Here is an 11,471-nt window from a genome sequence, read left to right on the forward strand (position 1 = left end):
AACACTATTTTCCCTCACCAGTGTATCGACGATATATCAGCTTCCATCCATCATTGCGAAAACCCCAATCATTCTTTACGACCGAGTGGGAAACAGAGCTCGCGCTAATCGTTAAAAAACCTCCGCCCGACCCGTTCGCAATAATTCCGACGTGACCAGTTGCGTCCCGAAAAGGCAACGACATGGCCCCTATATCACCTGCTTGCGGAGATTCAACAATGGTCCAGCCCGGTATCTTGAAGTTGCGATCCGCCCACTGACCGGCAAGCACCGGGTATTCGGGGCTACCGATGCCGAACCAGTTGTAGAGCAACCCGCCATTCATATAGGGGATATCTGCACCTGCCGCATCCAAAACCTCGTGAATAAACAGATTGCATTTATTAGTCATTTTTCCATAGGGTCCTCGCGCATTGCGTGAGTCCCAATTGGCACTACCAATATTATCTTCCGCGACGCTTCCAATTCTTTTTCGGACTTCTTCGACATCGCCGTCAAAGCCGTTCGAGAAGCTTGCGTGCAACTCATCGTTAAAAGCTCGCGAAAACGCTCCCGTAACCGCACCATTACCGAACTTCCCGCCCGTCGCCGCCGATACCGTCCCGCCAACGACAGCTGCAGCAACCGTGCGTGACAGACTGAAGCCCGCATTCCTGGCATCGAGCCGATCAATCTCCCCTCCAACCGCCTGCGACACCCCCGCGCTGAAGAAGCCATGCCCGAACTTGCCCCCTGCAGCGAGTTCATCACTCCGCCCGCTACACCGTGCGCGAGCACCTTGGCCGCGTAAGTTCCGGCGCCGAAATTCGATCCTGCAAAGTGACCCGTGGTTCCATATTGCTGAAAGCCGTAGCCGATGCCCGCGAACAACGCAGCAGAGAACGCACCGTACAACCCACCTTGCAATGTTCCTGTCTGGACGACACCGGCAGCGAATCCACCTGCCGCGACAATTGCTACGCCTGTCCAGACACCTGCGCCGCCGGCTGCGAAATATGGTGCGGCGGCTCCTCCCGTGTAGATCGTAATCACGATTGCCGCGATCACCCTCAACCAGCCGCCGAGCGAGAGATTTCCCGTCGGATCTGTCAGCGTCAGCGGATTGTTGAGCACGTAGCTGTAGCGATTGAGCCCCTGCGTACCGGCGTCGATCATCGGATCGGCCTGGATGAACCGGCCAATTTTCGGATCGTACATACGACCGTTCATGTGGATCAGGCCAACACCGTCGGCGTGCTCATGTCCCGTATAGCCGCGCGTCGTCGCGCTCGGCAATGTCGGCGGCGCGCCCTGCCATGTCGACGGATTGCGCCGCTCGCCGTACGCGCCGTAGCTCAAGGTTTCGAGCACAGCGCCGGAGCCGCTCGCGACGATGTCGATCGATCCCTGGTGATCGCCGAAGACGTAGCGCGTTTCATGGTTGGTCGTCGAACGCAGGATGTCGATCGCCACGCCGCCGAGATATCGGCGCGTCTCGGTCGTATTGTCTTCGAGCGTCACGACCTCGACACTGCCGACGATCCGCGTCGTCCGCTGACCCTGCGAGGTCAAATCGACACGCTTGTACCGCGCGCCGTCGGCGCCGTAGCGGAACGTCGTCGTCGCGGTCGGATTCGCGCCGCCGACGCGGATCTGCGTAACCTGGTTCTGCGCGTCGAAGGTTACGCTGCGGTCGTTCGCGGTGCCTGGCGCGTTCGCGGAGTACTGGTTGCCGCTCGCGTCATAGCCGTAGCTCGTCGAGCCTACGGCCTGTACGGCGTGCGGGCCACCGCCGCCGCTATTGGCGTTGGCGCAACCGCTACGCTGGAAGTACGTGTATGCCTGGCCGTCCTTGTTGCAGACGTTGCCGAGCTTGTCGTAGGTCATCGACGTCGCGACGACCGACATCATCGTTCCGCCAAGCCTCGTAATCGTCGCGGTCCTCCAGGCGATTGAGGTTGTCGTATGCGAACTCTTCGCGATCGATCTGGGTGGGCGACCGCTGAGCGTTGCGCATGCGCTGCGTCAGGTTGCCGTTGGAATCGAAGTCGTAGTTCCAGTCCTGCAGCGCACAATTCGTCCCGGAACAGATCGTATCGACGCGCCCGGTGTTCGTATCGTAAGAACGGACCGTGTCGAGCACACCGGTGTTGCCGCGACGTTCGCGCACGACCTGCCCGCGCGCGTTGGTCTCGAAGACTTCATAGAGGCGACCACCGCCCACGCGGCTGTCGTCGAGCGCCTGCACGAAGCCGCGATTGCTGAAGACCGATGTCAGAATCTGCCCTGACGCGTCCTGCTGCGTCCATACCCGGCCAAGCGCGTCGTAAGTCGTCGTTTCGCTCCATACCGTGTTGTCGAACGTCGTGCTGCGCGTCGAAGGCCGGCCGATGACGTCATAGCTCTGGCTACGACGGAACGTCTCGACGCCACCTTCGACACGAACCGACGACGCGATCAGCCCGACGCCATTCGCGGCGGTGTCGAAAACATAGGTGTCAACGACCGCGATAGTGCTTTGACTGTCTTCGAATCCGTTGCAGAAAATCGTGTCGCTGGCGCAGCCACCACTTGTAGACCGCTTCCACAGGCGGCCGAGCGCGTCGAAATACTGCCGCGTCACCTGACCCTTCGCGTCGGTCGAGCGAATCAATTCCCCGGCCGCGTTGTAGGCGTAGGTTCGTGTGCCGCCGTCGGGATCGGTCTGACTGACCTTGCGACCGAAGCCGTCGTAGACGACCTCGTCCGAGATGTCGCCGTTGCCGGAATTGCGCTTGACGCGGACGAGATCGCCGGCGACACCGTATTCGTTCGTGACGACGAGATCGTCACCAGGGTCGTCGGTCGCGCCGGGATCGCGCGTCGCAACGACTTCGCCGAGGGCGTTGCGCGTCTGCACGGTGCTCTTGCTTCGAGGGTCGGTGATGGTCGTGACGAGGCCGTTGTATTGCGTAGAAACCGTGGCCTGATCCGGACCGACGGCGTCGGTCACACGGCCGAGCACATCGTAGTAGGTCTTCGCGCTCGGCCGCCCCATTGTGCAGAACGATCCATTTGCGACGAAATCCGGTTCGCCGGAACCATCCAGAAATCCCGGCTCTGTTTGCGACACGGGCCGACCATGCGCGTCGTAGGCGATACAAGCGCCGGCCAAGTCCTTGCCCGCGACGCCTTGATTGAAGGTTTGCGCAACCTTGAGCGTTTCACGGCCAAGCACATCGTGATACGTCCAGCTCGTCGCGGCGCCGTCCCCGACGATCTGCGTACGGAAAATCGCGCCCGCAGGGCAGCTAACTTTCGGCTCGCTTGCGGGACCCGCACCCTGGCACCAGCGCAGTGTGGTGACAGCAGTCGTGTACACCGTCAGGTCGGCGCCAGTCTGCGCCCATTGCACGTACGGCCTGCCCAAAGTGCCGAAAACAGCACCGCTCCGGCGACCGTTCGCGTCGGATACCGCGCTGACGTCGCCGAACTCGTTGCGTTCGAGAACTTCGCGCGTCGTTTGTTCGATGGCCTGGTTGCCTGTCGCGCTACCGTTGAAATACGGGGCACGCATTCGAGTCATGAAACGGCCGCGGTTATCGTACTCCGCGCGAACGTACCGATGCGCCGAGATCGTCGGATCGCCGTTCGATGCGGTCGGCCGTTGTTTTACCAGTGCGACGTCGCTGGCGCCGTCGCAGCTGGATGACGGGATGTCGCTACTGCATGTGAATACGATCGTGCGGTTGCCATACTCGTCGAGCACGTACCGGGTGCGCAGATCCTGGTCCGCGCCGATGTCTTTCTGCACCCGTTCACTGAGCAGCAAGCCGGTCTTGGCGCCCGTGAGGTCGTATGTAAAGTTGCTGAAACGCGTCAGCGCGTTTTGCCCTGGCCGCTCGAACTCGACGCTGCTCGCATCGAGTCGACCCAGGCGCCACGCCGCCAAATCGTTGAGATAGGTCTGCGTCGACACTGATCGCGCGGCAAGGACGCCGGACGAATCGAGGCCCTCATAGTTTTCAGTGATCGTATTCGTCGCGTTGCCGTAGTCGTCCCCGTAGCACATCACATTGTTCGTGGTCGCGACGGATGTCTTCGAGCCAAGGTCGTAGCTGATTTCGGTCGAACCTTGCAGGAACGCAAAAACCGGCTGCTGACGCCCGCCGAGCAATTCGACGGCGGTCGAGCGCCGCGGCCCGGCCTGCAGTTCGCCATGCAACGCTTCGAGCGTATTGGTTAACGGGCAACGACCCGCAGCGCCCCAGGGTTCCGGGCAGATATTCGGCGCTCCTGTTCCGATGCAGCCCCAAGCGTTGCCTGCAAAGCTGACCGTCGTGCCGATCGGATCGGCCGGACCACCAGTTGCAACATCGAAGAAGCAGTTGCGCGTCGTCGTTTCGATGTCGCCATTGCATGCCGACGGCGAGAATGTCGACGTTCCCACCCGCTTCGTCGTTGCGAGTGCGCTGCCGATGTACGGAAACTCCTGCAAATACAGTGTCTGCACCGAAACGTGCTGCGGGTCGTCGACATCGGCGTCGTTGCTGTCATACGTAACGATGCTGTGGAATCCGAGAAACCCGCGTCCGCCGCCTTGCAGCTTCGCGCCGGCGTAGCGGTAGTGAACGGTACTAGTCGCGCTCGGAGATCCGAGGCGCGGCGCACTCGATGTCGCCTGCGCGACGACGTAGATCGGCGCGAGCACGTCGTGCACCGGCGAACCGCGCCCCCAGACTTTACTGTCGCGCGAGCCGCTGTCGCGCGTGTAAACGTCGCGATTGGTCAGCGGTTGGTAATCGACGACTGTCGCCGCGCCGTAGCCGTTGGTGATCTGCGTCATCACTTCGCGCGGCCGATGGCGGTGCCCCACGCCGCCGCGACTCGTATAGAGGAACGAACTCGCGGCGCCGGTGCCGGCCACTTCGAGGCGCGCGAAATCGGTGACACCGTCGCCGTCAAGATCGGCGAAGAGGTGCGTCCAACTGGCGAGTGGCCCGATGGTCGCGCCGCCACCGGGAAGCGCCGTCGCCGTCGCGAAGCTACCCGAAGTTCCGGACGCACCGGTCTGCCAGCGACGCAACTGAAAAGCGCCGGACGTATCTCCCGACGGCACGAGAAGATCGGCGGCGTTGTCGCCGTTGATATCCGCGAACTGCGCCGCGGCGCCATAGGTCAGGCCGGTGACGCTTTGTGCCGGTGTGAAGTCGACCCCGGTGCCGAGCCGGTAGCGATACTCGCCCGCAACCGCCGTGCTGTAGAACAGGTCGGTAAGACCGTCTCCGTTGAAGTCCGCAAGGCGCATGCCTGTCGAGTTCGACGGCAGCGAACCACCGTTGGCCGCGGTTCCTTCCTGCCATATCTGCCGCAGAATGAATCGCGGCGGCGCCGAGCCCTGCGCCGGCAACCGCTCGCCGGCGACGAACGCGCCCCAGGCATCACGTCGTACGACATTCGGCGTGACCGCGGCGAGCATCTCGTCGCTCGCGAACACGGCACCGCTTGTTCCGGCCGACTCGATCGAGCCGCCCGGCTCATAGATGCGAGCGATGCGAAACAGGATATCGGCACGCCCGTCGCCGTTGAATTCGACCAGCAGGCCACCGCGTGTCCGCGGCACCGAGAAGAAATCGAACGAGCACTCGATCAGATCGCCGGGGTTGCCGCCGCCTGTCTGCGAACTGCAGGGATCCGTCGACAGCCATTGCGCATCCAGTTGGTGCGCCGCCGAGAAGCCATATCGGGTTGCTGACAACCGCTCAAGGAAACGCACATGGATGGCACCGTAGGATGCCGAACCGCCGATCTGCGCCGGGTACATGAAGTCGAGCAGTCCGTCGCCGTTGAAATCGGCAAGCTGGCCTCGACGGTAATCGTCGCTCGGCACAGCAATCGCTATCCCGTCGTTCGCGAGGAGGTCGACGGCGAGATTGAACGGCGTCGCGCGATTGCCGACGCCGGCAGTCGCCGGACGAACGATCCAGTTCGCGCCAGCGGCGCCAGCCAGCATGAGGTCGTCGCGCCCGTCGCCGTTGTAGTCGATCAGTTGCCAGGCATCGTCGTTGTCGAGCAGATTGCGCGGCGCGCACAGGTTCGTCGGACGCGTATCGAGGCTGATCTGTCCGCTCGCCCGATCGGCAAAGCCGACATAGAGCTTGCTCGTGCCGTTCAAGCAACCGTCGCTGTTCTTCCACCAGACGATATCGAGACGACCGTCGCCGTCCACGTCCCCGAGCTTGAAGCTCGCTAGATTTGCGAAGTTGGCGGCGCTCGGCGTCTGCTCGGCGCCGACGTCGAACCGGTATTGCGCCGCCGACCACGCAAAAGTCGTGGGCGGATAGCACACAACATTCGCAGAGTCGTCCCGACACTCCTGCACCGACGCCAAGACAGATGATCCGCTCAGCGATGGCGAGGCGACGTACTGCGGTCGATAGTGCCGCAGTACCCGCGGCGTTCCCGTATCGATCAGATCCTCGACGACGATGCCTGACAGGCGCTGGGACTGCGTGAACTGCGAACCGGCCTGGTATCCGATCCTGCGCTCGGCGGTCGATACCGTGTCATAGGTGAAGCGTGCCTGCGCATAGGGCGATTTTGCAGTACCGACCTGACCGCTCAGCACACGCTTGCCGGTATATCGGATTGCCGAGATTACCTGTTCTCCCGACGCGTCGACACCGCCCGGCGAAAGCGCATACACGTAGTCGATGTAGTTGCCGGTGGAGTCCTCCATGCGGTTCAGCGCCCAGGTAAGCGCGCGTTGCGCGCACGCCGCGCCTCCGGTGCAACCGTTGCGCAACAGGCGTGAGTCCGTCGTATTGCCGTATGTGCTCGTCGAACCGTCCTTGCGTTGCACCTCGAAATACTGTGGCCCGGTATATGTATCGTCGGCCGTATTGACGCCGCCACGCGAGTACACACGCGTGAACGGATCGAGTTCGAGCCGATACTCCGCTCCAGGCCCACCGTACGTGGCACCGCTCATCGCGATGAGTCGCTGGCCGTCCAGGCAAAACTTGTCCGATGCGGAAAAGTTCACCGGCGGCGCGTTGCCGTCGAGCGGGTTGCCGTTCGCGTCGAAGAAGTCGCCGGCTTCCCGCGTTGCGCGACACCGCGTAATAGACGACAGGCCGGCGAGGTTCCAACCTTTGCCGAGCGGACTCATGCCGGACTGGCTGTTGTAGATCAGCGCGATTTTCGGCGCGACCCCCGACGTACCCGGGGGTACGTAGATGGGCATTGTGTACGACAACTGTCCTGATTCGTCGACGCGAAACTCGCCGACCGAAGCACCGACCTTGTCCGAAACGGGATCGGGCGAAGGAATCGATGTCGCAACCAAAGGCGCGGCTACGGGTTCCGTCGCCGGGGGCAACGGGGTCGACGCCGTCAGCGGGTCGTCGCTGCCGACCTCGAAACCTATCAAGAGCGCGCTCGCCTCCGCGCGCCGGACCGGATTCCAGACTCCGGCCATCAAGGACAATATCGCCACGGCCAGCACGACCGACACGCGAATTGAACTGCTGCCGGCTGGAACGCGAGCAGCATCGGACGTCACGAACGACTTCATGCAACGACCCCTTGTATTGCTTCCATCGCTTCGGCGATGAGAGCGGCAAAACGGAGCAACAAAACGTTTGCTTCGAGCGGCGACGCGCCCGCGAATCCCTTGTTCGTAAAACGGCAGAAAGCGTGATCACTATCGCAATCGATGAGCAAGGCCTTCCATGCTTCATCGAGGTCGCGACGAGACCGTCCTTTGTGCCATTGTGAAATGCAGGCACTAAGGTGGAGCCGCGTTGCAAACTCGGCAGAGGTACGTTAGAGCTTTACGGCGGCGAATGGGAACGGGTCGGTGCGCTTACGTCCCAGATATTCCGAAAGGCGGCCGAGGCTTCACGCGGCACGGTTGCGTTGATCACGGCGTAGCTTGCGTTGGCATCGTGACGACAATCAGCGTGACGAACCGCCGCATACCGCATGTTCCGGCACATTGAGCCCGAGCACGATATCGCGCGCCGCCGTCCAGCCCTTCGCGTCGCCCTTCGGCGTCACCACGCCGTCGCCGCCGGGCGCGTTGCGCTCGCGCTCGCGCAAGGCCGGCGTCAGCAGCGGATCGTCGGCGAACAGCACGTCGCCGAGGTAGTACGTGCAACGCCCCGGTTCGATCACGTGCAGGTGCACGTGCTGCGGGATCGAACGCCCCGGATACGCCGCGGGGCGGATCGTGTCGAACGCGTAGCGGCCCGCATCGTCGGTGCGCGCCCAGCCGCGCAGGCGGCCGTGACGCGCGGCGGCGCCCGACAGCGACGCGTCGCGCGGATAGATGCCGGTGCGATCGGTGTGATACGCGTAGACGACGACGCCCGCCTGCGGCTTGCCCGCGCGATCGGTGACGACGCCCGACAACGCGAGCGGCTCGCCGGGTTCGCCGGCCGGCGCGATGCGCGCGGGCGCGGCGAACGTCGCGGGCAGTCCCTGGAACACGGCTTCGCAGCCTTCGCAGGAACCGGCGACGGGTACCTTGCCGCCCGGCGCGGTCTGCGCCTGCGCGGCGATGGCGAAAACCGCGAGGATCAACGCGAACGTACGTTGCATGATCGTCTCTCCGCTGGCTGCCGAACCGGCAGCGAATGCCGCAGACGATACGCGCGTTTCGCCGAACACAAAAAAAGCAGCCCCCCACATCCTGTGAGGGGCTTTGCACTTCCTTTTGGGATCCGCCCGCGCCCGCCTCCCGGCGGTCGCTGTGCACGGCGCTTCCCGGCGCCTCGGGCGGACAGCCACACCAGCCATGTGGCATGGGGCGTAGTTTCCGGATTCGCGCTGTCCGTGTCCGTGAGCTGCGCGCCGGTCGACGCGCGATGCCGCGCACGCGCCGACTGCCAACCGGTTCGCACTATCGGTCGGCGCAGTCGGCCGGCGACAACGGCGGCGGCGCGTCGGCACGCACGCTCACGCGCGGCGTCAGGCGCGCGAGCGCACGCGCGTAGGCGTCGGTGTAGACCGTCGCGCACGCCGCGGAGACGTGCGAATACTCCGGAATCGCGAGCCCTCGCATCGCCGGCTCGTCGTCGAAATAGACGCCTTGCACGCCCGCGTCGCGCAGCAGCGGATCCCAGCCGCGCGCACGCGGCAGCGCCGCGACCTGCTTTTCGTGCAGCGGACCGGACGCCGGCGGTCGCAGGAAGACCACCTCGCCGCCGCGCGCGCGAATCGCCGCGACGGCCTCGCGCGTGATGCGCTGCGTCGAGGCGATCACCGCGTCGTCGAGCTTTCTCGGCGGCGCCGCGAACCAGGCGTAGCGCGCATGGTCCTGCAAAAATCCCGGCCGCTCGATCGGCGCCCACATGCGCGCCTGACGATCGTCGGTCATCGTGTACAACTTCCAAGGCCGGCCGTACTCGCCGCGCGCGCCGGCGCGCCAGCCGTGGTCGAGGCGCCGCACCAGCTTGCTCAGCCGATAGTTGTCGTCGAGAAACGCGAGTTCGCGCGACAGCATCACGTACAGTTGCTGCCCCGACCATTGCGACGGCGACTCGAACGCATAGCGCGCGAGCGCGTCGGTGGCGCGGCCGGGCGGGTTGCCGAAATAGTGCACTTCGGAAATGCCGACGATCAGCAAGCCGTCGAACGACGAGTGATGCGCGACGTTCTCGAGCAGGTAGCGCCCGTTCGTTCCCGGCAGCGCCAGCTGCACCGGCCGCACGCCGGTGACGCGCTCGTAGCGGTCGAGATCGGTGCCGAAAAGAATGCGCGAATCGCCGACGATCGCGACCTGCACGCCGCCCGCGTCGAGGCGCCGCCGCTGTTCCGCCCAGCCCGACGGCGAGTCGCCCAGGTCGCCGGCCGCGAGCCCGATCGCGCGCATGCGCCATTCCCACACCCCGAGCGCGAGGCAGAAAATCAGCGCCGCCGTCGCGAGCATCGCCGGCCACGGCCGCTGCGGAATCTCGCGCTCGGGCACGGGCTGCGCGACGCCCGGGCGATCGGATGCCGTGAGCCGCACGAAGCCCGGCCGGTCGACGATCGCGCGCGCATCGAGCGCCGCCTCAGAACTTGCCGTCTCAGAACTGGAAGTAGATGAAGGCACTGCCCTCTCCCTGTTCGATGGCGATCGCAAACGCGAGGCACGCCCAGATCGCGGTCAACGCCGGTGCCGGCACGCGTGCGAGCAGCGCTTCGAGCGTGCGCGCGCGCATCAGCCAGTGCGTCGCGACGATGCCGCCGACGATCGTCGCGACCGCGATCAGGTCGACGGCCGCGAGTATCGGCACCGCGTTCGCGTTCAGCCCGAACAGGCCGCCGAACACGCGCCGCGCGTCGCCGAACGTCTTGGCGCGAAAGAACACCCACGCGATGTGGACGAGAAAATATGTGAGCGCGCCGAACCCGAGCAGCGCCAGAGGTCCCGGCACATAGTTCACAAACGCCTTTTTCAACCACCGCTCGGCGCACAGATACAGTCCGTGCAGGCCGCCCCACACCGCGAACGTCCAGCTCGCGCCGTGCCACAGGCCGCCGAGCAGCATCGTTGCCATCAGCGCGAAATACGTGCGCGCCTCGCCGTGCCGGTTGCCGCCGAGCGGGATGTACAGATAGTCGCGCAGCCACGCCGACAGCGTGATGTGCCAGCGCCGCCAGAAATCGGAAAAGCCGATCGCCGCGTACGGAAAGCGGAAGTTGTCGGGCATCGCGAAACCCAGGCACATCGCCGCGCCGATCGCCGCGGTCGAATAGCCGGCGAAGTCGCAGAAGATCTGGCCGCCGAACGCGAGCGTCGCCACCCACGCGTCGAGCACGCCGGGCGCCTGCATGCCGTCGTAGACCTCCTCGACCGGCCCCGACAGAAACCCGTCGGCGATCACCACTTTCTGGAACAATCCCAAAGTCATCAGCGCGAGGCCGAAGCACAGCGGGTTCGCGCTCGCGCGGCGCGGCGTTTCGAACTGAGGCACGAGCTCGGTCGGCCGCATGATCGGTCCGGCGACGAGGTGCGGGAAGAACGTCACGAACAGCGCGTAGTCGAGAAAATTCCGCGCCGGTTCCGCGCGGCGCAGATAGATGTCGAGCGTGTACGACATCGTCGCGAACGTATAGAACGAGATGCCGACCGGCAGCACGATGTCGAGCGCGGGCGGGCGATAGTCGACGCCCGCGAGCGCCAGCGCCGCGCCGAAGTTCTCGAGCAGGAATCCGCCGTACTTGAAGTACGCGAGCATGCCGAGGTTCGCCACGACCGACAGCAGCATCCACGCGCGGCGGTGCGAGGGGCGCTGCGCGCGCGCGAGCCCGACTGCCGCGTACCAGTCGACGACGGTCGAGATCCACAAGAGCGCGACGAACGGCGGATTCCACGCCGCGTAGAACAGATAGCTCGCGATCAAGAGGTTGATCTTGCGCGTGCGCCACGGCAGCGGCAGGTGATGCAGCACCAGCACGCACGCGAAGAACACGACGAACGTCAGCGAGTTGAACACCATGGCCCGCGCCCCCCTCGTTGCAGG

6 protein-coding genes are annotated in these 11,471 nt (G+C 64.5%); all 6 read right to left on the reverse strand.

Features of this window, described 5'->3' with window-relative positions; translation table 11 throughout:
* Positions 1 to 4: 4 nt before the first annotated feature.
* The 6 genes from OD750_RS20650 to OD750_RS20675 all read right to left on the reverse strand — a co-directional run bounded on the left by OD750_RS20650 (position 5) and on the right by OD750_RS20675 (position 11,447).
* A complete protein-coding gene (locus OD750_RS20650) occupies positions 5 to 391 on the reverse strand; it encodes a hypothetical protein (protein ID WP_263540802.1) in 387 nt (128 codons plus the stop codon).
* A complete protein-coding gene (locus OD750_RS20655) occupies positions 388 to 1,866 on the reverse strand; it encodes an RHS repeat-associated core domain-containing protein (protein ID WP_272842097.1) in 1,479 nt (492 codons plus the stop codon). Before OD750_RS20655 ends, OD750_RS20650 begins: the two co-directional genes overlap by 4 nt.
* On the reverse strand, positions 1,799 to 7,534 hold the full coding sequence (locus OD750_RS20660) for an FG-GAP-like repeat-containing protein (RefSeq protein WP_272842098.1): 5,736 nt from the start codon (positions 7,532 to 7,534) through the stop codon (positions 1,799 to 1,801). The genes OD750_RS20655 and OD750_RS20660 overlap by 68 nt, the downstream gene beginning before the upstream one ends.
* A 383-nt stretch (positions 7,535 to 7,917) precedes the next feature.
* Positions 7,918 to 8,562, reverse strand: a complete 645-nt coding sequence (locus OD750_RS20665; protein WP_263540800.1) for a dioxygenase family protein — start codon at positions 8,560 to 8,562, stop codon at positions 7,918 to 7,920.
* A gap of 301 nt (positions 8,563 to 8,863) precedes the next feature.
* The gene (locus OD750_RS20670) at positions 8,864 to 10,057 is read right to left on the reverse strand and encodes a hypothetical protein (RefSeq protein ID WP_263540799.1); all 1,194 of its coding nucleotides are present in this window, start codon (positions 10,055 to 10,057) and stop codon (positions 8,864 to 8,866) included.
* Positions 10,032 to 11,447, reverse strand: a complete 1,416-nt coding sequence (locus OD750_RS20675; RefSeq protein ID WP_263540798.1) for an MBOAT family O-acyltransferase — start codon at positions 11,445 to 11,447, stop codon at positions 10,032 to 10,034. The genes OD750_RS20670 and OD750_RS20675 overlap by 26 nt, the downstream gene beginning before the upstream one ends.
* Positions 11,448 to 11,471: the final 24 nt, after the last annotated feature.

This window comes from Tahibacter soli (assembly GCF_025717065.2).
GTDB lineage: Bacteria > Pseudomonadota > Gammaproteobacteria > Xanthomonadales > Rhodanobacteraceae > Tahibacter > Tahibacter soli.

Coding starts and splice junctions, on each gene's coding strand:
- OD750_RS20650 (WP_263540802.1), bottom strand. CDS start 391: ATGACTAATAAATGCAATCTGTTTATTCACGAGGTTTTGGATGCGGCA.
- OD750_RS20655 (WP_272842097.1), bottom strand. CDS start 1,866: ATGACCTACGACAAGCTCGGCAACGTCTGCAACAAGGACGGCCAGGCA.
- OD750_RS20660 (WP_272842098.1), bottom strand. CDS start 7,534: ATGAAGTCGTTCGTGACGTCCGATGCTGCTCGCGTTCCAGCCGGCAGC.
- OD750_RS20665 (WP_263540800.1), bottom strand. CDS start 8,562: ATGCAACGTACGTTCGCGTTGATCCTCGCGGTTTTCGCCATCGCCGCG.
- OD750_RS20675 (WP_263540798.1), bottom strand. CDS start 11,447: ATGGTGTTCAACTCGCTGACGTTCGTCGTGTTCTTCGCGTGCGTGCTG.